This is a genomic window from Frankia sp. R82 (assembly GCF_023716925.1).
Lineage (GTDB): Bacteria > Actinomycetota > Actinomycetes > Frankiales > Frankiaceae > Frankia.
In genome coordinates this window covers 31,929-58,065 of sequence record NZ_JAMQQG010000216.1, presented here as the reverse complement: position 1 = coordinate 58,065, position 26,137 = coordinate 31,929, and the positions used below count along the sequence as shown (strand labels likewise).

The window sequence follows — 26,137 nt, the reverse complement described above, 5'->3', positions numbered from 1 at the left end:
GGCCGCGGCGGCGGCGACCTGGGCGCGCAGCCGGCGGGAGTCCGGTCGGCGCTCGGGCTTCTTGCGCAGCGCCGCCGCAACCACGCCCCGCAACGGGGCGGGCAGACCGCCGAGCTCCGGCTCGCTGTAGACGGTCCGGTAGAGCAACTCGTCGAGCTGACCGGTTCCGAACGGCGGCCGGCCGGTGGCCGCGAACGCGACCGTCAGTCCCCAGGAGAACACGTCGGCGGCCGGACGGGCCCGCCGGGTGGTGGTCAGCAGCTCGGGCGCGAGATATCCGATGCTGCCCAGCACGACGCCGGAACCCGTCATCGTGCCGGGCGGGCCGGCCACGATCCCGAAGTCAATGATCTTCGGGCCGTCGGGGGCGAGCATCACGTTGCCGGGCTTGAGATCGCGGTGCACGACACCGGCGCTGTGGATGGCGGCGAGGGCCTCCGCGAGCCCGCCGGCGAGCCGCCACAACGCATCACCGGACAGTGGGCCGTCCGAGGTGACCGACGCGAACAGCGTCGGCCCTTCGACGTACTCGGTGGCCAGCCACGGCACATCACCGTCCACATCGGCGGCCAGCAGCCGGGCGACCTGGGGACTGTCGATGTGCGCGACCGCGCCCGCCTCGCGGTGGAAGCGGTGGCGGGAGCTCTCGTCGGTCGCGTACTCCTCCCGCATCACCTTGACCGCGGCGCGGACGCCGGCAGCGTCCACCCCGAGATACACGATGCCCATTCCGCCGGAGCCGATCCGTCCGACCAGCCGGTATGGACCTACTGCGGATGGATCGTCCGCCTGCAAGGACTTCCAGGACACGTCACGTCCCCCTCGGATGCTCCCCTCGCGCACGGCGACCACCACAGGTGCCGCCGTGCCGGGTACCGAGCGACGGCGACTCCCGACGGCCGCGCGGTCGCCTGGCCGCGCGAGACCGCTGGGTCTTGCGACGCCCTACGACCGCGCGAAACCACTCGGCCACGAGGATGGGATCGCCGGCGCGCCCGGTCGCGGCTGTGCCGCCACCCGACGAGTTCGTTTGTACCCGGACAATCCCGATATGGCGCGGGTGTCCACGCGCGGGGTAGCTACCACGACCGGGCGAATCCGATCGGATTGGGGGGTGACGTTAACGAGCGACCAGGCCCCTGACGTCCGTGGTTGCAGTGCCTATTCCGGTCGGGGTGCCGAAGGGCCGGCGTCCCGCGGCCGGGTGGTAGCGCAGTTCGGTCTCCTCATATCGGTGGGTCCCTTGGTGCCACCGCAGAATCCCGGCCAGCCAGTGCTCCAGCTCGACCACGTAGCCGTGCAGCGCCTGTCGGGCGTCGTCATCCAGCTCCAGCTGGTCGTACAGCGCCGGTAGCTCCTCGGCGGCGATGTGCTGGAACTGGTGGATCCGGGCGTTCATCAGGTCGCCGACGACGGCGACGGCACGTTCCCGGCCGCAGCCGAGAAAGTTCTCGACGACCAGCACGCAGTTGTGGACCTCGCCCTCGAACTGGATCTCCTTCTGGTAGGAGAAGACGTCGTTGAGCAGGCAGGCGTAGTCGGCGGCGGCGTTTTCCAGCGACCGCATCGGCCGGGCCCGGAAGACCTCGTCCGGCACGGCGGAGGCCCGGGCGATCCGGCACAGGGACATCGTCAGATCCGATCCGAAGGTCGCCCGGCGCATTTCGACGTAGTCGACCGGGTCGGGGATGCGGTTGGTGACCTGGTTGCCGAGTTCCCACAGCCAGCTGTCAATCATCACCTCGACCGCGCGGCGAAACGCCGCCCGCGCGCTCGGTTCCATCGGGCCGGCGGTACGCGCCCACAGGTCGGCGAGGCCACGCTCCAGGGCATCCGCCGGGACGCCGGCGGGCGGCCCGGCCAGTGGCATGAACAGCCGCAGCCGCTCGTTGCACAACCGTGCCCCGGCCAGGTCCCCGGTGCGTCCAAAACGCACCGGGTAGAGGTCGTCGCCGTAGGTTCCCCAGGTCAGCCAGCCGGTGGTGAGGTCCAGCTCGGCTGCGGAGGCATCCGGGTGGATGCCGGCCGAACACAGGGCGAAGTCGAAGGCGATCAGCTTGTGCTCGTCCCAGATGCCGGGGACCGGCTCGAGCATGCCGATCGCGCGCGCCCAGCGCACGATCTCCCGTCGGGCGGTGCCCAGGTGCGGGCTCTGCCCGGTGCCGAACGGCATGGCGAACTCCGGCAGTCGGGTCGGGCCGACCACCCGGAACGGGACGTTCGCATGGCGGCGTACCCGCTGCGGCGCCGTGGCCAGCAGGGACGGCAGGATCTGCGTCGCCGACATGCCAAGGCTCGGCACTCCCGGCACTCCCGGCACTCCCGGCACTCCCGGCACTCCCGGCACTCCCGGCACTCCGGGGACTCCCGGGGGCAGCCCATCCAGGTTGGCCTCCTGGTTCATATAGCGGCTCGACCGCAGGTGCCATTCGTGGCCGCCGGACTGCCAGTCCTGCAGTCCCTTGACGTAGGCGAGGGTCGCGAGCCGGCCCGCGGGGTCGATGCCATGGTCGTCGAGGACAGCCGGAACCTCGGTGAGGGCGGTGTGTTCGAACTGGTGCAGCCGCGAGGTGAGCAGGTCGTTGACGGTATCGGCGGCGGTCTGCGTGTCGAGGTCGAGGAAGCGTTCGACCACGAGCACGCCGTTGGACAGCTCGCCCTCCTCGGTCACCTCACGCTCGTAGGAGAACAGGTCGTTTCGCAGGTGGACGGCGTCGGCGAAGGTGTCCCGCAGGACCTGCAACGGCCGGGTCGCGGCGACGGCGGCGGGAACCTCGGCGTCCGCCGCGTGTTCGACGAGGTTCGCCGACCAGGGCGCCCCGCCGACCTTGCGGCGCATCTCGATGTACTCGATCGGGTTCGACAGGCGGTCCGCGTTGATATTGGCGAGTTCCCACAGCGACTCGTCGAGCAGCGCGCGCGTGCTTTCCACGAAACGTGCCCGCCAGTCGGCGGAGCGGGCCGGTACCGTGCGCGTCCACAGGTCGGCGAGGCCGCGCTCGACCGGATTCGTCGGCTCCGCTGTGATCGGGCCGTCAACGGGCATGAACGCCGGCAGCCGGTCGAGGTAGGCACGGGCACCGGCCATGTCGTGTGTGCGCTTGAACAGCTCGAGGAAATGGTCGTCGAAGAAGAACACCCATACGTACCAGTCGGTGATGAGGTTCAGTCGTTCGGCGGTGGCATCGGGATGGGTGTAGGCGCACAGCAGGGCGTAGTCGTGGGCGTCCAGATCCTGCTCGGTCCAGATCGCGACTTCACCCTCGGGCGGGTCGATCATCTCCATGGCCCGGGCCCATGCCCTGCTGTGTTCCCGGGCAATGTCCAGGTGCGGACTCAGCCGCGCCGGATAGGGCACATAGAATTCGGGGAGGGTAAACGGCTGCATGGCTCTCCGGGAAAACCCTTCTGTGCCGTCGGGAAAAGGCCGGGCAGGGGCCGCCGCCGTGGGTGGTTTCGCGCCGCCCACGGCGGCGGCCCCGGTGGCTGTGGTCAGCGCCCGACTTCGACGCCTTCCAGGATTCCGAGTGCGTCCGGCACGAGGACCGCAGCGGAGTAGTAGGTAGTCACGAGATACGAAATGATCGCCTTGTCGCTGATACCCGCGAAACGCACCGAGAGGCCCGGCTCGTACTCGTCGACAAGGCCGGTGTGGTGCAGGCCGATGACGCCCTGGTTCTCCTCGCCGGTGCGTACCGCAATGATGGAACTGGTCCCCGTGGCGGAGATCGGAATCTTGCTCAGCGGCAGGATCGGAACGCCGCGCCAGGCCGGCACGTGCTGGTCGTGCAGCAGCACGGTGGCCGGATAGATGCCCCGGGCGGTGGCCTGCCGGCCAAAGGCGGCAATCGTGCGCGGGTGGGCGAACAGGAAATGCGTGCTGCGCCGGCGGCTGAGCAGCTCGTCGAGGTCGTCCGGGGTCGGCGGGCCGGAGCGGGTGGGGATGCGCTGGCTCAGGTCGGCGTTGTGCAGCAGGCCGAAGTCGCGGTTGTTGACCAGCTCGTGCTCCTGGCGCTCGCGCAGCGACTCGACGGTGAGCCGCAGCTGCTGCTCGAGCTGGTTCTGCGGCTCGTTGTACAGGTCGGCGACCCGGGAGTGGATGCGCAGCACGGTCTGAGCCACGCTGAGCTCATACTCGCGCGGGGCAAGCTCGTAGTCGACGAACGTGCTGGGCAGGTCCGGCTCGCCGACGTGCCCGGACGAGATCGCGACCTCCGCCTCGCCCTGCTTGTTGGTCGCGGGCGCCGGGCGGGAGCGGTAGTCCGCCAGATGCTCACCAAGCTCGGCGTCGCGCTCGACGACCTCGGCGAACTGCTCGCGGGTAAGCACCAGCACGGTGGCCGCGGTCAGCGCGCGGGCGGTGAACTCCCAGCTCAGATCGGATTCGACGAGCACCGACTCGCCGAAGAAACCGCCGTCGACGGTGACGCCGAGGGAGCGCTCGTCGTCGTACTCGCCGGGGCTGAGCCGCTCGACCTTGCCGTGGGCGATCAGGTAGACCGCGTCGGCGGGCGTGCCGGCCTCGACGATGACGTCACCCGGCGCGTACTCCCGCTGGGTGAAACGGTCGGCGAGAGCGCTCAGCGCGTCTCCACCGTAGCCCCGCAGCGGGGGCAGTTCGGCGAGCTCGCCGGGAATCACCCGAACCTCGGAGCCGGTCGAGGTGAACGTGACGATGCCATCGCCCAGCACGTAGGCCAGCCGCCGGTTGACCCGGTAGACACCACCGGCGGTCTGGACCCAGGGCAGCACCCGCAGCAGCCACCGGGAGGTGATCTCCTGCGACTGCGGGACGGACTTGGTGGTCGTCGCAAGATTGCGCGCGGCCGCCGTACTCAGGCTCAGCCGAGCTTCCTCGCCTGCCGCGGAGTCGGTCGAAACGGGCTCGGTCATGTCGGGCTCCACCTCTCTGTGGTGATGCAGAATCTGTAGCGATGCAGGGTTGGCCGTGGTAATGCAGGGCTCGCCGCGGTGGTGTAAGAGCGGTGGCACCTGGCGACGACCCCGGCCGAAAACCCAGGACTGGGCATGGTGGATCGACTACGGACGCCGGAGCATGCGGATTTCCGCACCAGGCTGCGCCGCAGCGAAAATTCTTCGAGGAATGACGCCGGCTGCCGCGGCTTCGGTCAAGCCCGTGGCAGCAGTTTTCGGTGTGACCGGAGTGGATCAGCCCAGCAGAATCGGACCCGAGAAAGATCCTTCTTGCTGGGGCTCCGTACACCGCGTCGTCGATCTTTCCATACCGCTAGAACCCCCGTGGTGTCACGCGGCTGGCACGTTGTGCCGCACTCATGATCCGGAAAGAAGTGCTCCTCGGCGTGCACCGGAAGCCTCCCCCATGACCGGCGCGGGCGGCAAGCGCTTTGGCGAACCAATCGAGGACTGGTCACCGCATGGTCCGCCATGGCGTGCGCCGAGATCCTCGAGGTTACCGTCGGTTAGCATCGGGGTCGGCGCGGAAAAGCTTCGCGCGGATTCTGGTGGCGTTTTCCCGGGTGGCGGGTGGCCAACGTCGGGATTCTCTTCGCGTCTTTTCGGGCAGGTGAGGTAATTATGGTGCTGTCCGCTTCGCTCGGATGCTGTGGGGACAGCGGGCAGGGTCGCGGCGAGAGGTATTCGGGGTCGGCATCCGGGCAGGCATCCAGCCCGGCGGGGGCGAGTATCGGCCATCGAGGCGTCTGCTTGGCGCACCACGGACGGTATGCGGCGGGAGCGTTGCCGGAACTATGCCCGACGGTCCGGCCCGGGCAGGCCGCCGGTGCGAGCGACGGGGTGGCGAACGTCGTTGCCGCCGGTCGGTCGAACCAGCCTGTCACCTGCTGGGACCTGCGAGTGGGCTGGTGGGACAGCCTGGCCGTCAGTGGGCTGGCCGGCGGGCGGGTGGCTGAGCCGGGAGACTGGCCAGCCGACCCGCCGCGCAGCCTGGAGCACCGGCCACTGCGGGGACACACCATTTCAACCGGGACCAAATACTCTCCCAGTCAAGGACCTTGGAGAGTTGCCAATACAGATCCCGACGGGTTGGTGGCATCGGGGCGAATGTTCGCGGCCGGTCCCGGCCAGGTCGGACGCGGGGGGTCCGGGTGCCGGTACAAGTGCCCCGGGGGATCCTGGTCGGGCCGTGCCTCGCGATCCGATGCATCCGGACCGGCCCCGCTGCCGGCCCGAGGCGGCACGGTAGACCACGAGTGATCCTAACGCGACGCGGTGCATATTGAATGCGGCCCGTGCTCGGCCACTGTGCGTTGAACACGTCACCTTGAGTAAAGGTTGGCACGCTGGTTCTGGCTAGTTCTGATCAGAAAAAATGCCGTCGGCGCTAGTTCTTTAGTGCTAGTACCGACGAGGATGTCCGGACCCTGCTGGCACAGATGGGTCAACGTCCGTCCCTGGCAGCGGGTCAGTGGCCAGAACGGGCAGTGATGGCCAGGGGATGGGTGGCCCGGGCGAAGGCTGCCATCTGGTCGACGGACCAGGGGCTCAGCGCCCACGGGGCCCGTTCGGCGGTCACGCGGTAGTCGGCCCACTCGACCCACCGCCACTCGACCACCTCGCCGGGATCCGGGTCCGGGTCGCCCAGCGCCCGCGCCACGTAGACCGGGCAGAACTCGTTCTCGACCAGCCCGTCCGCGGCAGTTGCCCGGTAGGCGAAGTCCGGGAGTGCGCACCGCAGGTCGGTCACGGCCAGACGCAGCTCCTGCGCGACCCGCCGCTCGACGGCCGTCTCCATCCGCTCGCCGGGTCGGGGGTGACCGCAGCAGCTGTTGGTCCACACGCCCGGCCACGTCCGCTTCTCCAACGCCCGACGGGTGACGAGCAGCCGCCCGTCGCCATCGAAGATGTACGAGGAAAAGGCCAGATGCAGGGGCGTGTCATGGTCATGTACGGAGAGCCGCGGCGCCGTCCCGCAGGGCTGGCGGTCGGCGTCGAGCAGCACCACCTGATCGTCGATGTCCACGAGGGGAACCGATGCTTGCGGACTCACGCGTCTTGCCTCGCCTTCCCGAAACAGCTTGCAGGGGATCTGCCCATCCTCCCGCTGCCCCCGGCCGTCCGCGCCCGGGGCCCGGGCAGCTCTGCTCACATCCTGCGTCGAACCTCGCCACCGGTGTCCCACCGGCCTGCAGGTTTGCCCCTGCGGGGTAGCTCCATGGCGGGCAGGGCCCGCCGCGGCCCTCCGAAACCGGGCCGGGCCGGCCTGGGCCTGGCCCGGCAGCGGCGACGGACGGTGGTGTGGACGCATGGTGTGTGCGGGAGGCGCACGAGGTCATCGGACACAAGGTCATCGGATCGGTGTGCCGCGACGTGGTGCTGGTCGGGAGTGCTGATCAGGCGGTCAGCTGGCCACAACGGTCGCGTATCCGAGCGAGCAGCTCCCAGTCCTCGCTGGACAGGACGGACAGCGCCGCCGGGAAGAGGCCTTCCTGTTCCTTCACGATGTGCCGGCGCAGTAGCGTCAGCGTTTCGATGACCCGCGCGGGCCAGGCGGGATCGGTGCCGGCAGTGCCATCGGTCGCGCCGGCAAGAACGGCCTCGATCCGGCGGTGCTCGCCGCACAGAATAGCAATCTTCTCCGGAAACTCGACGGCCATGGGCGGGAAAAGACCGCGTTCCTGGACCTCGGTGTGCGGCCCGAGAACCTGCGTGATCGCGCTGCAGCACTCGACCAGTGCCTCGATATCGCCGCACCTATAGGCCGTGCGGGCGAGCGCGGAAAGCTCGACGAGCTCGTCGTGTTCCCGGATCAGTTCCTCGATGGCCGGGGTGGCCAGGCACCAGCAGTAGTCAGACACAGTAGGGCCGTCCTCGGATCGGGGGGAGACCGGCGTGGATCGCCGACCGCGGTTACGCCAGGTGCGCCGTCGCCCAGCTGGGAAATTCCGGTCCGGCCAGCAACGGAGACCGACAACGGGTCCCATGACCTGCACGGTTACCCGGACAGTGGAGCCCGCCCCGCCGTGGTCGGACGCCGGGGTACGCGGGTGCGGCGGGGAGCCGGGCCGGCCGGTTGGGGCCGGCCGGGTGCCGGGAGCGTCGGCGGGCGTGGGTCGCTCGCCGGACGTGGTCGGGCGGTCGCGGCTCCGCCTCCGGGACAATCGCCAACGCCGCCATGTCACTCCTGCTCCGCCCGGCGGCGCGTAGGGCCGCGCCACCTCATCCATCATGCGGCGGTGCACGCGGAACCTATATGGACCTTGGTCCTGTTGGCTGCCGTCCAAACGGCTGTGATGCGGCGGACCTCAATCCTCAGCCCTTCCCTGCCGGTCATCCTGCCGGGCTGCGACGGAAAAGCATCCAGAGCGGTCGCACCAGTCCGTCCTGTTGCCTTCTTTTGTTGTTCGAATTTCTGTCGGGCGGCTGATGCTGGAATGTGGTGCCGGCCGCTCCGTCCCCAGATCGTGGGTGTCTCTTTCCGGGCCGGGTATGCATGCGGGTCGGAGCGGGCCGGGCCGGTATGCCGGCGCCGGGCACGGCCAGCCCCCGGCCATGCCCGGCGCCCCGATGCGCAGCGGCGGGCCTATGCTCCAACCTGCGGGTTCGGGTGCACCGGCCCGAGTGGGGGAGGCCGATGTCGACGCCACCAGAACCGCTGCTTGCTGACACGCAACGGCAGTTGCTGCGGCGCGTGGCAGTCGAGCAGGCGGGTGCTCGCGCCCCGTCGCTGGTCGCGGCTGTGGCCCGGGACGGCCAGCCCATCTGGGCGGCGGGCCGGGGACGCATGGTGGGCCCGGCCGCAGGAGCGGCCGATGGTGGGCATGCGGCCCATGCTGAGGGTGCGGTGCAGGGCGAACGGGTCGGGCCGGGGCCTGGCACCCAGTATCGGATCGGGTCGATCACCAAGACGTTCACGGCGGTGCTTGTGCTGCGGCTGCGGGACGAGGGGCGGTTGTCCCTGAACGATCCGCTCGATCAACATCTGCCGGGCACCGCGGTGGGCGACCGCACGATCGCCGAGCTGCTGGCGCATCGCGGCGGGATCGCCGCCGAGACACCGCCGCCCTGGTGGGAGCGGGTTGCGGGGAGCGAGCATCCCACGGTTGCCCATGCGGTCGGGCCGAGCCCACAGCGGTTTCGTCCCGGCCGGCGCCATCACTACTCCAACGTCGGGTTCGCCGTCCTCGGCGAACTGGTCGCCCGGCTGCGTGGGATGAGCTGGGAGCAGGCGTTGGCGCGGGAGCTGCTGGCACCCCTCGGGCTGACCCGGACCACTGTGGCGCCGGTCCCTGCGCATGCGCAGGGGTACGCCGTCCATCCGCATGCCGACGTGCTGCTGCCCGAGCCGGCGCATGACGCCGGGGTGATGGCACCAGCCGGCCAACTGTGGTCGACCACGACCGATCTGGTCCGTTGGGCGGGTGTCCTCGGTGGTCACACCGACGCCGTCCTGTCCCTGGACACCCTGGCCGAGATGCGGGAGCCGGCGGCCGTCGAGGGAGACAGCGGCGAGTGGCAGCTCGGCGCAGGCCTGGGCGTGCAGCTCATCCGTCGGCCCGGCGGCGTGGCCGGGCCAGGCGGTGCGCCAGGCCTGGGCCGGACGGGCGGTGTGGGCTGGACGGGCGGTGTGGGCTGGACCGGCGGGAGTGCGGTGTTCGTGGGGCATGGGGGCTCGATGCCGGGGTTTGTCGCCGCGCTGTGGAGTCGTCCCGTCGGCACGGCCGCCGTGGCCATGGCGAACGCGACGAGCGGGGTTGCGGTGGGGGAGCTCGCGCTCGACCTCGTCGAGTTGGTCGACACCGTGCAACCGGCGCTGCCGGCCGAATGGGTGCCTGCCCCGTTGGCCGCCGGCGTCCCGTTGGACATCACTGGTGTCTGGTACTGGGGTCCGGCACCTTATCTGGTGAACGTGCATGGTGACGGTGGGTTGTCTCTGGTTCCGCAGGGTCGGTACGGGCGGGCTTCGCGGCTGCGGCCGGGCCCTGCGGAAGGCACCTGGACGGGCCTCGACGGCTATTTTGCCGGGGAGACCCTCGTCCCCCGCCGCGACGCTACCGGCCGGCTGGCGAACCTGGAGGTCGCGTCGTTCGTGTTCACCCGTGAGCCCTACGCGCCGGCCGACCGGATACCGGGTGGCGTCGATCCGCACGGCTGGCAGTAGCGGCGCCGGCGCCGGCGCAGGAGAAGGAGGGCGGATGTTCCGCCGTTGGGGGCGGCGCGGAGTTCTGCGGCGCGTGATGTACGTGCAGGTGGTGCGGCCGGGCGAGCGAACGCGGCGAGTTCTGGTCGGTCTTGGCTTCGACGCGGCGGATCCGATCGCCGTGACCCTCACGATCGGCGGGCCCGGGGGCGACCAGATCGTCTGGCGGTTCGCCCGCCGGCTGCTCGCCGAGGGAACCCGACGGCCGGTGGGCCTTGGCGACGTGCGGGTCCGGCCGGCCGTGGCTGCCGGTGCGTCGGCGCTCGCGCTGCGACTGTCCAGCCCGTCCGGCCTCGCCGATCTGGAACTGCCCGCAGCGGAGGTGATCGCCTTCCTGTGGCGCAGTTTCGCCATGGTTCCGGCGGACGCCGAGGTCGGCCGAATCAACTGGGTGGCCGAGTTCGGGTTCCTGCCGGGTGGTCCGGCCGCGCCGACCGGGATGGCCGGACGGCGCCGGACCAGAGGCCGGTTCTCGGCCGGCCCTCATCACGCGGGTACCTGATCGAATATTCGGTGGTACCTATTGGGCGTTTTGGGACATTTTTGCGCGCCGAATATCGGATGTGTTGCATCGATGTGCGCCACAGGCACGTTGTGAACAAATAGCTAAATTATTGGGTTGATCAAAATACGGTGACTGTACGACGTTCAGTATCACCGTAGGGAGATCATGTAGTGACACCCCGTTTGCTGCCAGTGCTGACCGCTGCACTCGTGTGTACGGCCGCGCTCGTCGGCTGCGGCGGAGGCGACTCGTCCAACCGGGCGGTGAGCTGTTCCACGCCAGGAGTCACCGCGGACGCCATCAACGTTGGCCTGCTGCTGCCGGATTCGAACGTCGGCTCGAGTTCCTTCGTCCCGGCCCGTGCCGGGATCGACGCACGCCTGGGGGCGGCCAACAAAGCCGGCGGCGTGCACGGCCGGCGGATCACCTACACCTGGCGGGACGACCAGGCCAAGGCCGCGACCAACGCGGTGATGGCCCAGGAGCTCGTGGAGAACGTGAACGTCTTCGGCATACTCGAGACGTCCGTGGTGGCCAGCGGGAGCGCCGACTACCTGTCCACCCACGCCATCCCGGTCGTGGGCCTCGGGGTGGAGGATGTCTGGGCCCGGTACCGCAACATGTTCACCTTCTCGTACATCAAGGGCGTGTCACCGTCCATCGGCTCGTTCCTGCGCCAGCGGGGCGGCACCCGTGCGCTCGTCGTCGCGCCGACGATCGGCAGTGCCTACACCTCCGCCAACGGCGCGGACGTGCAGGCCAGCCTCCAGACGGCCGGAATCTCCAGTGACCTCGCCGTCGTCGACGACACCGCGACGCCAACCCAGATCGCCGCGGTCGTGGACCTGCTGCGCCGGGGAAACTTCGACACCCTGGTCGGTTCGATCAGCCCGGATTCGTTCGCCCAGGTGGTCGCGACCGCGCAGGACAGCGGCGTCGCTCCGAGGGTGATCTTCGCCAACCAGGCGGCCGTGAACTCCGCCCAGCTGGCCCACTTCGGTACCCGCCTCGCCGGTGTGATGAGCGCCGCCGCCTACGTCCCGCCGCAGCTGCAGTCGCCAGCGACCGCGGCCTACCGGCAGGCGATGGTCAGCTACGCACCGGAGCTGCAGGACGCCGACCAGACCCTGGCGCTCGTCGGCTACATCGTCGCCGACATGTTCGTCCGCGGCCTGGAGGCCGCCGGGGACTGCCCGACCCGGCAGAGCTTCGTGGACGGACTGCGGTCGGTCAGGGACTACACCGCCGGTGGCCTGGTCACCCCGGTCGACTTCGCCGCCGACTTTGGCCGGCCCGCCGACTGCTTCTCGTTCGTCGCGGTGAACGCCCAGGCCAACGGCCTGACCGTGCTCGACCCGAGATACTGCGGCGGCACCAGCCGCGGATGACGCGCGGCCCCCGGTTGTGGCGTGCCACACTGGACGGACGGGACGGCCGCCGGTCCGTCCGTGACCGGACCGTACCCATGGCGACATGGCCCTCGGGGAAAGGAGCAGCAGTGGCGGTGCGACTGAACTGCCCGTGTGGCGAGTTCATCGAAGGTGCCGACGAGGACGAGCTCGTCGAGAAGGCCCAGGCCCATCTGGCGGAGAACCACCCTGGTCACGAGTACACCCGCGACCAGATCCTCTTCCTCGCCTACTGAGCACTTCTCGCCCGGTGAGCGCTTCTCGCCGGGCGAATCGCCCGGCCGACCAGCCGGGCGCCACCCCCCGCCCCGAGCGCACGGTTGATGTGCGCCGGGGCGAGGGGCCGGGGCCACCGACGGTGCGCCTCGTCAGGGCCTCGCCTCGTCAGCAGGGCGCCGGTTCGCAACCCGCTCCGGTCAGCCCGCTCCGGGAACCGTCGCGTTGCGCTCCTTGAAGCCGAAGCCGTTCTGGGTGGCCGTCTGCTGCAGGCTGCCGAACGCCTGCTCGGCGCTGTTGACGTCGGCCTCGGTGGCGGTTCCGCTGCGCAGTCGGCTGGTGAGGGTGGAGAAGGTACCGCGGATCGACTGGGTCGCTCGACACAGACTCGGATTGGCGAGCGCGAAGCCGTTGGCAACCTTGATTTCGTGGACAACGAAGACCCCGGCAACCGCGGCCTTGGCGAAGGTCCGTTTGCGCTTGTCCGCGCCGGACTTGAAACCGCCGTTCTTCAGCGGCTTGTAGATGTACCGGTGGAACGCACCGAGCGCGAGACCGGCGTGCAGGGTGAAACGGGTCTTGGCGAACGCCTTGCTGTTCCCGTTCGTCGGACACGCGCCGTTGTACTCGCTGTCCGCGGCGGTCGACGAGGTGGAGCTCCCGGTCACCGAGGTCGAGGAGGACTTCGGGCCGCAGCCGACCAGCAGGACCAGGGCCAGCAACGAGGCCGTGACCGCTGCCAGACATCGCGCGTTACGCACGCTTGTACCTTTCTGTCCTCGAGGGATGTGACCCCACCGGCGGGTAGCCCTTGGCCCGGTGGGGCGGTGGCTGAGCGCCACCTGGCCGAGGCGTCGCGAAGCCTACCGATGGTTGGCCGGTTCTGCGGCCTGTCGTCGGATACCGGACGTCCGGCGGCACCAGGAGGCGTGGTTCCCGGTCGTTCCGGCTCGGAGCCACGTCGCCGGCCGGTCGGACGATCCGCGCCCGTGCAGCGTGGAGGGCCTGATCATCGCGGTTGTCTGACCGACGGCATCGGGCCGGCCGGTGCGGTCAGAACGGTCGGACCAGAGGCGCCGGACGGCCAGGGACACAGGTCAACAAGGCTGTCGTCGCCCTGGGTACCTATTGGTAGCGGTGTGTGCCTAGGCGTCGTCGGGGTATTGCGGCTGTGGGGTGAGGATCAATGGTCACGTGTCTGGGCCCGCGCGCCAGGGTGCGCGCGCCGAGCACCGCGCTGGTCGAACTGCTGGAGCTGCTGCGTCGCCGACTGCACATGGAGGCGGCATGGCTGGGGCGGCTGGACGGGGATCTGCTCGTCCTGCAGGTGATCAGTGGCCGGGTGCTTCCGCCCGGACTGATGGCCGGCAGTACGGTGCGGCGCGAGCAGGGCATGTTCCACCACGTGCTGTCCGGCCGGCTGCCGAACCTGATTCCCGACACCCTGGATGATCCACGGACCGCGTCGATGGCTCCGGTGTATCAGCTTGGTGTCCGGGCCTACGCGGCGACGCCGGTCCTCGACGCCGACGGGCGTACCTATGGCCTGGTGGGTTGCCTGAGCCGGCAGCCGCAGCCGTTGCTGGGCGACCAGGAGCTGCGGCTGCTGAACCTGCTCGCCAGCCTGCTCACCGGCTATGTGACGGATCTGCACCGGATGTGGGAATCCCGCAGCCGGATCTGGCGCCACATCCAGGAGGTCATGGCCGACGGCGCGCCCTACATGCACTTCCAGCCGATCGTCGACCTGCACAGTGGACGGACGATCGCGGTGGAGGCGCTGTCCCGGTTCTGCTCGCGCGCTTCCCCGGAGGCCATGTTCGTCGACGCGGCACAGGTGGGCCTCGGGCCCGAACTGGAACTGACCGCGGTGGACCGGGCGCTCGCGGCGCTCCCGCTGCTGCCGCCGGGGATCCGCCTGGCCGTGAACGCCTCCCCGTCGATCGTCACCGACCAGCTCGCCGACCGCCTGCTGTACACGGGTTGCCCGCAGCGGCTCATCCTGGAGATCACCGAACGGGAGTACATCGCCGACGACGATGACGACCTGTTCGCCGTGGTCGACCGGCTGCGTGCGCATGGCGTCCGGATCGCCCTGGACGATGTGGGCACCGGCTATGCGGGCCTCGGCGTCATGCTGTGTCTGCGACCGGACATCATCAAACTCGACCGGATCATCGTGCGGGACATGGCCCACAGCCCCGCGCACGCGGCTGTCGCGGCCGGCATGGCGCGCATCGCCGACGGCCTCGGCAGCACGGTGGTCGCCGAGGGTATCGAGCATCCGGCCGACCTCGACGCGGTGCTCGGAACCTCGATCGGCTACGGGCAGGGCTTCCTGCTCGGCGGCCCGTGCCCGGATCCGGCCCACGTCGAACGCCGGCAGAACATCACCCGCAGCGCCACCCGCAGCGCCGGACGATCAATTGCGTGATCCGCGCCCAACTAGACGGCCATCGGCGGGCGACCCGGGCGATCTGATCACCGAATGGCGGAACCCGGGACGCCACCGGAACCCGGGACGTCACCGGGGCCCGGGCGGGCGTTCCGATGGGCGGACCAGGCCGATCTCGTAGGCGAACACGACCGCCTGGACGCGGTCCCGCAGCTCCAGCTTGGCCAGGATCCGTCCGACATGGGTCTTCACCGTGGCCTCCGACAGCACCAGCCGGGTGGCGATCTCGGCGTTGGACCGCCCCGCGGCCACCTCGTGCAGAACGTCCCGCTCCCGCTCGGTGAGCCGCTCCAGCCGCCGGTCCGCCGGTCGCTGCGTTGCCGGCTCCCGGCCGCCGCCGGCTCTCCTGTCATCGGCCGCATCGGCCGCATCGGGTGACGCGGGGGTCCCGGCCGGGCCGGGGAGATGGTGGGCGAAGACGTCGAGCAGCCGGCGGGTGACGCCGGGCGAGACGACCGCGTCTCCGGTCGCGACCGCCCGGATCGCCGAGAGCAGATCGGCGGGGGGCACGTCCTTGAGTAGAAAGCCGCTGGCTCCGGCCCGCAGGCCGGCGAAGGCGTACTCGTCCAGGTCGAAGGTCGTGAGGATCAGGACCTTCGAGTCACTGCCGGCCGCGACGATCGCGCTGGTGGCCTCGATGCCGTTCATCGTCGGCATCCGCACATCCATGAGGACGACGTCCGGCCGCAGCCGCCCGGTCAGGTCGACCGCCTGCACCCCGTCCGCGGCCTCGCCGACCACGCTGATGTCCGGCTGCGAGTCGAGCACCATCCGAAAGCCCATCCGCAACAACGGCTGGTCATCGACCAGCAGCACCGAGGTCACCGTTCCCGGCGCGCCCGGTCCGGAGGCTGGTGGAGACGAGGCGGCAGCGGCATTCACCCCCGCACCCTCCCACCGCCGACGGTGTCGGCATCATCCACTGTCCGCAGTCCGACTCCCGGTGCCGGCGACGCCGCTGCTGGTGATCCGGGCCCGGACCTGCCAGCCACCGTCCGTCAGCGGACCGGCCTGCACGGTGCCGCCGTACACGGCGGTGCGCTCCCGCATGCCCACCAGGCCCTGCCCGCTGCCGGTGGCATGTGCCGTTGCTGCCGTTGCTGCCGTTGCTGCCGTTGCTGCCGTTGTCGCCGTTGTCGACAAGGGCACTGGCGGTGTGCGGGGCGTGGCGCTGCCCTGGCCGGTGTCGCGGATGTCGACGGAGATGCCACGTCGGTCATAGACGAGCTCCACGGTGGCGGTGGCGCCCGGACCGGCGTGTTTCAGGGTGTTGGTCAGCGCCTCCTGGACCAGGCGGTACAGCGTGAGCTGCACCCCGGCGGGCAGCTCCAACGGCTTGCCGCGGACGGTGAGTCGTACCGGCAGGCCGGCCCCACGGACCTGCTCGATCAGCCCGTCGAGATCGTCGAGGCCGGGCTGCGGTGCGGTGCCGTCGTCGGTGCCGTCCGCGCGCAGGACGCCGAGCAACCGGCGCATCTCCGCCAGTGCCTCCCGCCCGGTCCGTGACACCTGCGTGATCGCCTGCATGGCCGGGTTGGCCGGGTTGGCCGGGTTGGCCGGGTTGGCCGGGTTGGCCGGGTTGGCCGGGCTGGCCGGGCTGGCCGGGGTCGCCCGGGTCGCCGGGCCAACCGGGTTGGCCGGGGTCGCTGGGTTCGCTGGGTCGGTCAGGTCAGTCGGGCTGGCCGGGGTCGCCGGGGCGGTCGGCGCTATGTCGGGCTTCGGGGCTGTGCTGGCGAGGGCGAACTGGGCGCCGTCGGCCAGGGCGATCATCACGGACAGGTTGTGGGCCACGATGTCGTGCATCTCGCGGGCGATGCGGGCCCGCTCTGCGGCGGCGGCGATCTGCGCCTGCTGGTCTCGTTCCCGTTCCAACCGGTCGGCCCGGTCGGTGAGGGCGGCCAGGTAGGCTCGTCGCGTTCCCGCGTTGCGTCCCAGCACCCCCGCGGTGACGGCGACGAGTCCCAGCACCACCACGTTCGCGAGGATCGGAGCCCGGTTTCGTTCCTGCCAGCTGAGACTGCCCAGGACGACGCCGACCATCACGGCGACGGTCGCTCCCAGCCGCACCTGCCGCGTCCCCATCTTCGACACCGTGTAGAACGCAATCGGCACCCCGAGATTCGACTCCACCACCCGTCCGACCAGCAGTTGCAGCACTCCCGCCACCATGCAGACGGCGAACACCCCGGCCGGATACCGGCGCCGCCAGATCAGCGGAACCAGACCTGCCACGGCGAGGGCGATCGTCGCGGCCTCGCGCCCGCCCGCCGTCCTGGCCAGCGTGTTGAGCAGCGCCGCCCAGGCGAACAGCCCGAGGAACGCGGCGAGGGCCCCGTCGACCAGCTTCGGATGGCTGCGCAGAAACCGTCCCACCCGCCCGTGCCGCATCCGCCCGAGCACCACCCCCGGCTCGACCGGCACCCCCGGCTCGACCGGCCCGACCACTGCGCCGAGCTGACTGCGTCCTACCTGTTCCTCATAGCCTGCCAGTTCCGCCTGACCTGCGCTGTCCGTCCGGCCGGTGTCGTCCGTCTGACCTGCGCTGCCCGTCCGGCCCACACCGCCCGGGCGGGCCGGCTGAGCCGTGGGGGCCTCGTCCGGGAGCGTCGCCATGGTCGACATCGTGACCTTTCGTGGACAGGGAAGCGAGGACGGACCGGACAACCACAACACCGAGGACCTTCATGATCACTTGACATGTGGAGGCTTGTTCAAGGATTTGGGCCTCGAATTCTCGTATAACCCTCCACATGTCGGGGGTGATCTTGGGTGCGGTGGTGCGGTGGTGCGGTGGTGCGGTGGTGCGGGATCTGGGTGGGGCGGCCGTCAGACGTCGCGGCGGACGAGGAGGAGGGCGGCGGCGGTGAGGGTGACGACCAGGTAGGCGACGAGGACCAGTGCGCCGTGGGTGGGTGAGGGCAGGCTGGACGAGCGGACCACCTGCATCAGTGCGTCCCCGGAGGTGGACGGGAGGTAGTCGCCGATTCTGGTCAGACTCTGCGGAAGGGCGCCGACGATCTGGGGGAGGACCAGCAGCACACCGAACAGGACGCCGATCGCGGCGGGAGTGTTGCGCAGCAGGGCGCCGAGGGCGAGGCCGAGTACGCCGATCGTGGTGACGAAGAAGGCGGTCCCCAGCACGGCTCGCAGGACGCCGGGGTCGGACAGCGAGACGTCGATGTGTGCCGAGGAGAGCATGGCCTGACCCGCGGTGAAGGCGATCAGGTTCGCGACCACCATCAGAGCGAAGCTCACGGTCGCGAAGACGATGGCCTTGGCCCACAGCACCGGCAGCCGGTGGGGCACGATGCCGAGGGTGGCACGGATCATGCCGGTGGCGTACTCGCCGGAAATCACCAGAACGCCGAGGACGCCAATGGCGAGCTGGGCGAGGTACATGCCGCTGAGGCTGGTCGCGGCGGCGTCGAAGGTGCGCTTGTCCTCGGCGCTGTAGTTGGTCCAGTCGTTGGCGGTCACCCTGGACAGGATCACCCCGAGCAGGATGGTGACCGCCAGCGCCGCGGCCAGGGTCCAGGCGGTGGAGCGCAGCGAGGTGAGCTTCGTCCATTCAGAACGGATCACCCGTAGCTGGGTGACGCGCTGCTGCGGACGGGCGTGCCGGGCCGTGGCCGTGGCCGAGGCGGCGGGCGGCGGGGTGTCCGGGGCGCCGGACGTGCCCGAAGCGCCGGGGGTGATCGTCTGCGTGCTCATGCCCGGGACTCCGATCCGGTGGCGCCGGTGAGGGCGAGGGTCTGCTCGGGGTCGGCCACGGTGGTGGGGACGACGGTGGTGGGGACGACGGTGGTGGGGCTGGTCGTGGTGGGGCTGGGGGCGGTGCGGGAGGTGGATGCGGTGGTGGCGTACTCGACGGCATCCCGGGTGAGGGCCATGAAGGCGTCCTCGAGGGAGACCTGGCGGGGGGTGAGTTCGTAGAGGGCGAGGCCGGCGTGGCGGGCGAGGATGCCGATCTGCTCGCTGGTGTGGCCGGTGACGTCGAGGGTGTCCGCCGAGGTGGCGGTGATGGTGACGCCGACACCGCCGAGCACGCTGCGCAGGGCCGAGGCGTCGGGGGTACGTACGTGCACGGCGGCCGGGGACGCGCCGGCGATGACCTCGGCCACGGTGGTCTCGGCGATGAGGCGACCGCGTCCCACCACGACCAGGTGGGTGGCGGTCAGCGCCATCTCGCTCATCAGGTGGGACGACAGGAAGACCGTGCGTCCCTCGGCGGCGAGGTCGCGCAGCAGGCCGCGGATCCAGCGGATGCCGTCGGGGTCCAGGCCGTTGACCGGTTCGTCGAGGATGAGTGTGGCCGGGTCGCCGAGCAGGGCGGACGCGATGCCCAGGCGCTGGCCCATGCCGAGGGAGAACCCGCCGGCCCGTCTGCGGGCGACCTCGCGCAGGCCGACCAGGTCGATCACCTCGTCGACCCGGCGGCGCCCGATGCCATGGGTGTGGGCGAGGGCGAGCAGGTGCTTGGCGGCGCTGCGCCCGGTGTGGATGGCGCGGGCCTCGAGCATCACCCCGACCTCCTGCATGGGGGCGGTCGTGTCCCGGTAACGGCGGCCGTTGACGAGCACCTCGCCGCGGGATGGTCGGTCCAGACCGAGGATCATCCGCATGGTGGTGGACTTGCCGGCGCCGTTCGGGCCGAGGAAGCCGGTGACCACCCCCGGCCGTGCCGTGAAACTCAGGTCGTGGACGGCGACCTTGTCGCCGTACCGCTTCTCCAGCCCGCGTGCCTCGATCATGTGATCTCTGGTCCCGTCTCGGGTGCCGTCGTCTGACACCGAGAACGTTAGGGATCTTCGAGGCCCCTGCCGTCCGCCGCAGGGCCGATCTTTGCCGGTGCCCGCGGCAGCCCGTCCCCCTCCGGGAGTACGCCCGAGGTCGTACGGATGCCCAACACGCACCTCGTCGCTCGTGGGGGCGGGTCCCCGCGAGCGAACGGCGCGTATCGCATGGGCGCCGGGACGAGCCAGCCTACGAACTCTCTCCCCGGGCCGGCAGCACCCGAAGCGTTATCGGCACCGCTCGACTCACTACGACGCCGCCCCGGTACCTCCAGTCGTTTTCCGGTTGGACACCGACCCGAAGTTCCGCCACCAGGAGATAGTTGCCCGAGCTGGGATGTCCGCGCGCGGAACCATCATGGCCGAAGTGGCCGTCGGCAATAACGTGGACCGAGTCCCCGGGTGGCATTCGGGCTTCTTTCCCAAGTGCGGAGAAGCCGCCGGTGCCGGCCACCGTGGAAGTACCGTCAGCCGACAGGAGGGTGATGGTCGCATCGCGCGAGTGGGTGATGTCCAGTGTTCGCCGGCTGATGTTCGACAGCCTGAGGTGCAGATCCACGGGATGACGCAGTACCAGCAGGCTGGGCGGCTCCAGCCAGTTCAGTTCCAGCTCTCCCTCGAGCTCCGGCGTGGTCGCGGGAACATCAAGAGAATCGGTGTCGTTCATCGTCACCCTCGGTTCTCGCCTGGTCTTCCGATGTTCTGCCCGGTCGACCTTGTGATCATGGGACCTGCGTCGTAGGCGGTCGACGAGAAGTTTCGTCGTAACACGCGCCACCCGAGATCTGATCGGTTCCGGCTTCTGTTGTCACCAACACAGTTTCTGGTGCTGCGTCTGCTGCGTCTGTGCCGAAGAGCCTCGGGGCCGCCGGCAACGACGGTGCCAGGGACCGAGGCTGCAGTCGGTGGCGTGTCGGATCGGATCCTGCAGGCCGCGCCGGCGGTTCCTGAGTCGCTGGGGGGTGTCACGGCGGGAGGTGACCGGATCGTCGGCCCTGTAGGCACGTGCACCTCCGGCTTCCGTGTCTACGATCCAAAAAACAGAAGCCGGACGTTCAGCACGACCGCCGCCCACGGCGGGTACGGAACCTTCCGGCAGGCCGGAAAAGAGTATGGCGCGACGTACGTCGGCAACTACAGTGAAGGCGGCCCGACGGACGCAATCCCGGCCGGGGGTGCTCCGGTCAGAAGGTCAGGGTGCGTCCTTCGGGAGCGGCGGTGTAAGCGACCCCATCGACCTTCAGGCCGTCCGGGTTGAGTAGGGTGATGGTGCCGCCGTGATTGCCGAGTACGACGGGAGCAGGCACGGTGACCCGCGCCGCATGGCCAGCGGGCAGAGCCGGTCCGGGTAGGGAGCCGCGGTGTCCGGCGCGGTCGACCAGCGTCCAGTCGGCCAGGTCGATGCTCGTATCGGTGGTGTTCAGCAGGGTGACGGTCTCGTCCTCGGGGGCGGGCCCGACCGGATTGGGCAGGGCGGCAACAATGCGGACCTGCCGGTCGGGCTCGCCCGGCGCGGGCTGGCCGCCGGGCGCTGCCGGGGGCGTTCCGGGCAGGGCGTGACCGGTGACGGGGTCGGTGTGCCAGACCTGGTTCTGGAACGCCAGAAACACCGCCACCCACTGGCCGGGGAAAGCGAAGAGCAGCGCTCCGTCCTGCCAGATTCCGTCGTCCCCGGCGAACTTCCTGCTGTTGCCCTGGTTCATGTGGATGTCATGGACACCGTTGCCAGGGGTGAATCCAAAGATCTTGTCGGCGGTGGATTCCGGTCCCCATCGCTGCCCGAACGCATACAGCCGGGCGGTGGGGTCGGCCTCGGCCCGTTGGACAAAGTGTTCGATCCGGTCGGCGAGGTCGTTGTCCGGCCCGGGAAGGGCCGACGGTATGACGCGCATCGCGGTGCGGGGGAACAGATTCGCCCGGAGAAAGTCGAGGGCCAGGCCGCCCGGTGCGCTGTCCAGCAGCGTGAACCCGTCCGCAAGCGCGGCGAGTCCGGGCAGGACGGGATGATCGAAGTTCTCGTCGGCTCGAAACAGCAGCTCCGCCGGAGCCTGGGATGACAGCACGTTCACCGCCACCCGGAACTGCGTTCCGCCGGCCTCGACCAGGATCTGGTAATGCGGGCTGTCGCTGCTGCCCTCACGTTTCCGGTCGCGCACCCGGCCGGCGAGAACGCCATAGGATTTCAGTGGCATCACGAACTCCACAGGTCTGCTGTCGGGTTGGCTGTGGCAGCCGAGTATGCCTTTCAGCGACCGACCCGATGTGAACGACAGCTGAACTCCACTGGTCGCGGTACGCCGCCAAGTGTCAGCGCACCCCGTCGCAGGGGAGCAGGCCGGTGCGGATCTTGCTGGCCAGCACGGCGGTGGCGGCCTCGGTGAGGCGGTGGGCGAAGGCGGGAGCGCGGTGCGCCTCGGCGGCCAGCGCCGCGGTCATCGTCACACCATCGGCGCCCCGTACCGACAGCGCGAGGTCCCCGCCGGCGGCGACGAACCGGACGGCTCGCTCCCCCACCGGCACCGACCCGACGGCGACGGCCGCCCCGAGATCGTCGGACATCACCAGCCCGCGGAAACCGAGCTGCTCGCGCAGCAGACCGGTGACGATCGGCCGGGAGAAGATCGCCGGTGTGGTCGGGTCGAGCCGCGGGTAGCGGGCCAGGGACACCATCACCGCCGCGGTGTCGGCCGAGATCGCGGCGCGGAACGGCGCCAGGTTCGGGTCGGACGGGCCAGCCACGTCGTCCACGGCATCGGTGGACGTGTCGGTGTTGGCATGCACCCGACCGAGCCCGGGGAAGTGCTTCGCCGTGGCCAGCAGGCCGCCGTCCTGCATAGCGGGGATCGCGACACGCAGGGCCGCCGCGACGCCGCCCGGGTCGGTGTCGAAGTTGCGCTGGGACACGCCGATGGGCGGATTGGCCCGAGCGGTGCCGGGGGCGACGGTGTCGGCGACCGGCGCCAGATCCAGCGTCACCCCGGCGCCGGCCAGCGCGCGGGCCCAGCCGGCGGTGCGGTCCCGCAGCGTCGACGCATCCCAGTTACCCTGTTCGACGGCGTTCGGGATCTTCTCGAACCCCGGCCCCGAAAGCGCCTGGACCTGGCCGCCCTCCTGATCCACCCCGATATGGACGGCGATCCCGACGTCACGGCGCGCCGCCTCCTGCACGGCGCTCAGGTCGCCCCGCAGGTCGGACGCGGCCTGGGTGGAACGCCCGGCCAGGAACACCCCACCAAGCCGGGACCGTGCGACGAGGTCGATCGCCGTGCGCGCATCGGTGATCGGGACCCCCACCATGACGACCTGGCCGGCCTGCTCCTCGATGCTCAGCGTCCCCGCCCGGGCCGAGGCGCAGGCCATCACCGCTGCGCTCGGCCCGGCAGCCGTCGTACCCGCCGTGCCTGTTCCCGTGCCTGTGTCTGGCTGCCCGCGGCCGGCCGCCGAGGTGGAGGACGTGCCGGTGCGGGTGCCCGATGGCGTCCCGGCACCGCGGCCCTTCCCGCCGGCACCGCCGCCGGCCCCCGTATCCGGGTGGCCGTCACCGTCGGCGTCGACGCGGGCTCCGAGGGCCACGGCGAGACCGGGGCTGGACCCGGTCGCGGCGGGTGTCCTCGGCGGGCTGTCGACCTCCGCGGACGAACCCGCATCGAGTGGGTGCGGCTGGCCCAACCCGCCCACGACGACAGCCGAGAACCCGAGCGCCGCCATCAGCAGCGCCGGCACGGTGAGCCGCCAGCGCGCGACCGCAACCGCGACCGCGACCGGCTTCGCCCGTCGGGACCGGCCGGGCCCGGTGGGCGGGGCCGACCCGGTGGGGGAGGATCGCCGATGATGCGGTCGGCCGCCCTCGCCGCTCGTCCTGCTCATGGGGAGCCCCTCGCGTCCTGTGGCCGGCCGTGCCGCACGCGCCGTGTGAAGATCCGAAGCACCATGTTTACGGTATATTTCGGACTCGTGTAGACGGGTGCCGCGGGGCGGTCAGGACCGCAGGGAGCTCACAACCGGGCAGATCCTGCCGGGCTAGGGCTTGCGGCCGACTCCGCCGTAGATGTGGAGCGGCTCGGGCTCGGAGCCGGCGGCGGGCCGCCACAGCGGGGTCGAGACGACTCCCGGTTCGACGACCTCCAGGCCGTCGAAGAAGGACGTGACCTGCTCGGGTGTGCGCAGGTTGTACGGATGCCCGTCGGCCTGGGTGATCTCGATGGCCTTGTCGACGTCCTCGCCGTGCGTGCCGTCGTTGAGGGCGAGGTAGCTGCCCGGACGCACCGCGTCGAGCAGGCGGGTCACGATGCCCGAGGCCTCGGCGTTGTCTGCGACGTTGCCCACGATGCCGAACATGACCAGCGCGACCGGCTGGCTGAAGTCCAGGACCTCGGCGGCCCCGGTGAGGATCTCCTCGGGGTTGCGGACGTCGGCGTCGACATAGGCGGTGGCCCCGCTGGGTGCGCTGGTCAGCAGCGCCCGGGCGTGCACCAGCACCAGCGGGTCGTTGTCGACGTAGACGATGCGGGACTCCGGCGCGATCCGCTGCGCGACCTCATGGGTGTTGTCCGCGGTCGGCAGGCCGGTGCCGATGTCCAGGAACTGGCGGATACCGGCCGTACCGGCCAGGTAGGTGATCGCCCGGACGAGGAACTCCCGCTGCGCCCGGGCCACCCGCACGATGTCCGGGTAGACCTCGTAGACCCGGTCGCCGAGCTCCCGGTCGGCCGGGAAGTTGTCCTTGCCGCCGAGCCAGTAGTTCCAGACCCGAGCAGAGTGCGGCACGCTCGTGTCCACCCGCGACCAGGCACTCTGTGCCGGTTCGTCCGTCCCCATATCGCCCATCATGCACTTCCCTGGCGGCGCTGCGCCGAACAGCTGCCGAACAGCTGTCGCAGCGCCGTCGCCGCGGACCTGGGCCCGAAGTCCGCTGCTCTCCGGGCCCAGGTACCGGCACTGCCGGATGGGGCGATGGCGGGGGCCCACGTGGTCCCGGACCACTGCCGTCGCGGTCAGGTCAGATGCGGCTCCACAGTTCCCGGTATCGCACGGCGGCCTTGGGATTGAGGAAGACGCAGGTCGCGGTCGGAGAGGCGTTCAGGTTCGAGCCGACGTTACCCGGAGAGCAGACGTTGAAGTACATCTCGTCGAGGAACGTCCCCCCGCCGGCTCTCGCGCGGAACCAGTCGTACATCCAGCTGATGAAGTCGGGATTGTCTCCTCCGCCGTTCGCCCCGTTTCCTGAGGAGACTCCCCATTCGCTGACTGCGAACTTCTTGCCGTGGCTGCGGGCGAAGTTGTACAGCCAGGTGATGCCGCCCTGGGCGTTCGCCTGCGAGGTGAACTCGGCGTAGGTGTGCGAGGCGGGGTACTGGTCGTAGTTGTCGATGGAGACAACGTCGACCCATGCGTCGCCGGGGTAGATGTCCAGCGGGTTGTGGCTCGGTGGGTTCTGGGAGTAGTGGGCGTTGATGGCCCAGGAGATGGTCGGGTCCGGGGTCGCGGTCGATCTGATCGCGGTGACGATGTGCCGGAAGCAGTTGATGTAGGCGGTGGGATCGGTTGCGGACCACTCGTACCAGTTGCCGTTGGCCTCCCAGGCGAGGCGGATGATGGAGTTCTGCCGCCCGGTGGTGTTGAGGGTGTTGCCGAAGGTGCGCCAGTACGCGTCGTAGGCGCCGGTGGCGCAGGTGGCGAGGGTGTTGCCCTGTCCCTCCGGGAACGGCGGGACGGTGATCACGAGCCGGCCGGGCCAGTTCGCGTAGTTCAGCTGCGCGAACGACGGCTCGACGATGCTCGCCCAGCTGTTGCGGGCCACGAAGACGTTGGCCAGGTCGCAGGGGGTGCCACGGGACTGGCAGAAGGCGTCGGTCACCGAGGGGGCCTGGAGCAGGTTGGCCCAGGTACCGGAAAGCCAGGGCAGACCCGACCGGAATCCGGCGGGCAGCGGGGCCCCGGCGTCCGTGCCCACCACCGCCAGGTCGAAGGCGACGAACGTGCTGGGTGACCGGGTGCTGTGCTGGCCGGTGTTGACGATCGTCGCCGTGTGGAACTCGGTCTGCAGGTTCGTGGCATGCAGGAGCACAATCGAGGTCGGAACCGGAGCATACGTGTCCACCAGGGTGGGCTGGCCGCCGTCGATGGCGACCGAGGCTATGCCGCCGTTCGGGTGGCCGACGCCTTGGATCGAGATGTCGGTGCCCGTGAAACGGATCGTGGCCACCGCACCACGGTCGTAGGTGAAGTGGTAGCTGTTGTCCAGGCTACCCGCGAGGCAGCCGGTGCACGGCGACCAGTTGTCGCCCGCATAGTTGACCTGCCCGGCCCCGGTACCGTTGGCGGTGTCCGCGATGATGGTCGTGGTGACCTGCGCGGTGGCGACGCCCGCGTGCAGTGTCAGGGAAACCAGCAGCGCGGCGGCCACGACGGCCAGCCCACGCCACACCCGCCGAACCACACGATACCCGGACCTCTGAACAGAAGATCTCATGTTCGCTTTTTTCCATTTGCGAGCTGGGCGAGAGAAGTCCCGGACTTCCCGCGGATAATGACTTGATGGTCGCAATTTCGGCACCTTCACCGCCAATTTTTCGCTTCCACTGAGGCGGCCCGAAGGTAACATTGCCATCTGTGTCGATC

General features: G+C 70.1%; 20 protein-coding genes. 5 read left to right on the top strand and 15 right to left on the bottom strand.

Going from position 1 to position 26,137, the window contains the following annotated elements; translation table 11 throughout:
* The 5 genes from ND747_RS18585 to ND747_RS18565 form a co-directional block, all read right to left on the bottom strand.
* Positions 1-810, bottom strand: an 810-nt coding sequence (locus tag ND747_RS18585) for a serine/threonine-protein kinase (RefSeq protein ID WP_251734961.1), incomplete at its 3' end; no start/stop codon positions are given.
* Between the two features lie 310 nt (positions 811-1,120).
* Positions 1,121-3,388 carry a family 2 encapsulin nanocompartment cargo protein terpene cyclase gene (locus ND747_RS18580; RefSeq protein ID WP_251734960.1) on the bottom strand — a complete coding sequence of 756 codons (2,268 nt, stop codon included), beginning with the start codon at positions 3,386-3,388 and terminating at the stop codon, positions 1,121-1,123.
* Between the two features lie 104 nt (positions 3,389-3,492).
* Complete coding sequence (locus ND747_RS18575; protein WP_251734958.1) at positions 3,493-4,893, bottom strand: family 2B encapsulin nanocompartment shell protein; 1,401 nt, start codon at positions 4,891-4,893, stop codon at positions 3,493-3,495.
* 1,510 nt (positions 4,894-6,403) lie between these two features.
* The gene (gene idi / locus ND747_RS18570) at positions 6,404-6,961 is read right to left on the bottom strand and encodes an isopentenyl-diphosphate Delta-isomerase (RefSeq protein WP_251734957.1); all 558 of its coding nucleotides are present in this window, start codon (positions 6,959-6,961) and stop codon (positions 6,404-6,406) included.
* 370 nt (positions 6,962-7,331) lie between these two features.
* On the bottom strand, positions 7,332-7,796 hold the full coding sequence (locus tag ND747_RS18565; protein WP_251734955.1) for a hemerythrin domain-containing protein: 465 nt from the start codon (positions 7,794-7,796) through the stop codon (positions 7,332-7,334).
* A 776-nt stretch (positions 7,797-8,572) separates the two neighbouring features.
* Here ND747_RS18565 and ND747_RS18560 point away from each other — a divergent pair.
* The 4 genes from ND747_RS18560 to ND747_RS18545 all read left to right on the top strand — a co-directional run bounded on the left by ND747_RS18560 (position 8,573) and on the right by ND747_RS18545 (position 12,288).
* A complete protein-coding gene (locus ND747_RS18560; RefSeq protein WP_251734954.1) occupies positions 8,573-10,099 on the top strand; it encodes a serine hydrolase in 1,527 nt (508 codons plus the stop codon).
* A 34-nt stretch (positions 10,100-10,133) separates the two neighbouring features.
* Positions 10,134-10,640, top strand: coding sequence for an SsgA family sporulation/cell division regulator (locus tag ND747_RS18555; protein ID WP_251734952.1), 507 nt, complete (start codon positions 10,134-10,136; stop codon positions 10,638-10,640).
* A gap of 173 nt (positions 10,641-10,813) precedes the next feature.
* A complete protein-coding gene (locus ND747_RS18550) occupies positions 10,814-12,031 on the top strand; it encodes an ABC transporter substrate-binding protein (RefSeq protein ID WP_251734950.1) in 1,218 nt (405 codons plus the stop codon).
* Positions 12,032-12,141: 110 nt separating this feature from the next.
* Positions 12,142-12,288 (top strand): DUF1059 domain-containing protein, encoded by a 147-nt coding sequence (locus tag ND747_RS18545; RefSeq protein WP_251734948.1) that lies wholly within the window; start codon positions 12,142-12,144, stop codon positions 12,286-12,288.
* A 180-nt stretch (positions 12,289-12,468) separates the two neighbouring features.
* Here ND747_RS18545 and ND747_RS18540 read toward each other — a convergent pair whose 3' ends face one another.
* On the bottom strand, positions 12,469-13,029 hold the full coding sequence (locus tag ND747_RS18540; RefSeq protein WP_251734937.1) for a hypothetical protein: 561 nt from the start codon (positions 13,027-13,029) through the stop codon (positions 12,469-12,471).
* 425 nt (positions 13,030-13,454) lie between these two features.
* Here ND747_RS18540 and ND747_RS18535 point away from each other — a divergent pair, with 425 nt between their 5' ends.
* Complete coding sequence (locus ND747_RS18535) at positions 13,455-14,702, top strand: EAL domain-containing protein (RefSeq protein WP_251734935.1); 1,248 nt, start codon at positions 13,455-13,457, stop codon at positions 14,700-14,702.
* A gap of 90 nt (positions 14,703-14,792) precedes the next feature.
* On the opposite strand, the gene ND747_RS18530 is transcribed toward ND747_RS18535, so the two are convergent.
* The 9 genes from ND747_RS18530 to ND747_RS18490 form a co-directional block, all read right to left on the bottom strand.
* Positions 14,793-15,506: a response regulator transcription factor gene (locus tag ND747_RS18530; protein WP_251734964.1), complete on the bottom strand. Its 714-nt coding sequence runs from the start codon at positions 15,504-15,506 to the stop codon at positions 14,793-14,795.
* A 132-nt stretch (positions 15,507-15,638) separates the two neighbouring features.
* Positions 15,639-17,336 carry a sensor histidine kinase gene (locus tag ND747_RS18525; RefSeq protein WP_251734933.1) on the bottom strand — a complete coding sequence of 566 codons (1,698 nt, stop codon included), beginning with the start codon at positions 17,334-17,336 and terminating at the stop codon, positions 15,639-15,641.
* 213 nt (positions 17,337-17,549) lie between these two features.
* A complete protein-coding gene (locus ND747_RS18520) occupies positions 17,550-18,434 on the bottom strand; it encodes an ABC transporter permease (RefSeq protein ID WP_251734931.1) in 885 nt (294 codons plus the stop codon).
* Entirely contained in the window at positions 18,431-19,474 is a 1,044-nt protein-coding gene (locus ND747_RS18515) for an ABC transporter ATP-binding protein (protein ID WP_251734929.1), read from the bottom strand. Before ND747_RS18515 ends, ND747_RS18520 begins: the two co-directional genes overlap by 4 nt.
* Before the next feature lie 232 nt (positions 19,475-19,706).
* Positions 19,707-20,183 carry a hypothetical protein gene (locus ND747_RS18510; RefSeq protein WP_251734927.1) on the bottom strand — a complete coding sequence of 159 codons (477 nt, stop codon included), beginning with the start codon at positions 20,181-20,183 and terminating at the stop codon, positions 19,707-19,709.
* Positions 20,184-20,700: 517 nt separating this feature from the next.
* On the bottom strand, positions 20,701-21,708 hold the full coding sequence (locus ND747_RS18505) for a DUF2278 family protein (RefSeq protein ID WP_251734925.1): 1,008 nt from the start codon (positions 21,706-21,708) through the stop codon (positions 20,701-20,703).
* Positions 21,709-21,823: 115 nt separating this feature from the next.
* Positions 21,824-23,383, bottom strand: coding sequence for a glycoside hydrolase family 3 N-terminal domain-containing protein (locus ND747_RS18500; protein WP_251734923.1), 1,560 nt, complete (start codon positions 23,381-23,383; stop codon positions 21,824-21,826).
* A 153-nt stretch (positions 23,384-23,536) separates the two neighbouring features.
* The gene (locus ND747_RS18495; RefSeq protein ID WP_374216266.1) at positions 23,537-24,343 is read right to left on the bottom strand and encodes an SAM-dependent methyltransferase; all 807 of its coding nucleotides are present in this window, start codon (positions 24,341-24,343) and stop codon (positions 23,537-23,539) included.
* A gap of 172 nt (positions 24,344-24,515) precedes the next feature.
* Positions 24,516-25,943: a glycosyl hydrolase gene (locus tag ND747_RS18490; RefSeq protein WP_251734921.1), complete on the bottom strand. Its 1,428-nt coding sequence runs from the start codon at positions 25,941-25,943 to the stop codon at positions 24,516-24,518.
* Between the last annotated feature and the right edge of the window lie 194 nt (positions 25,944-26,137).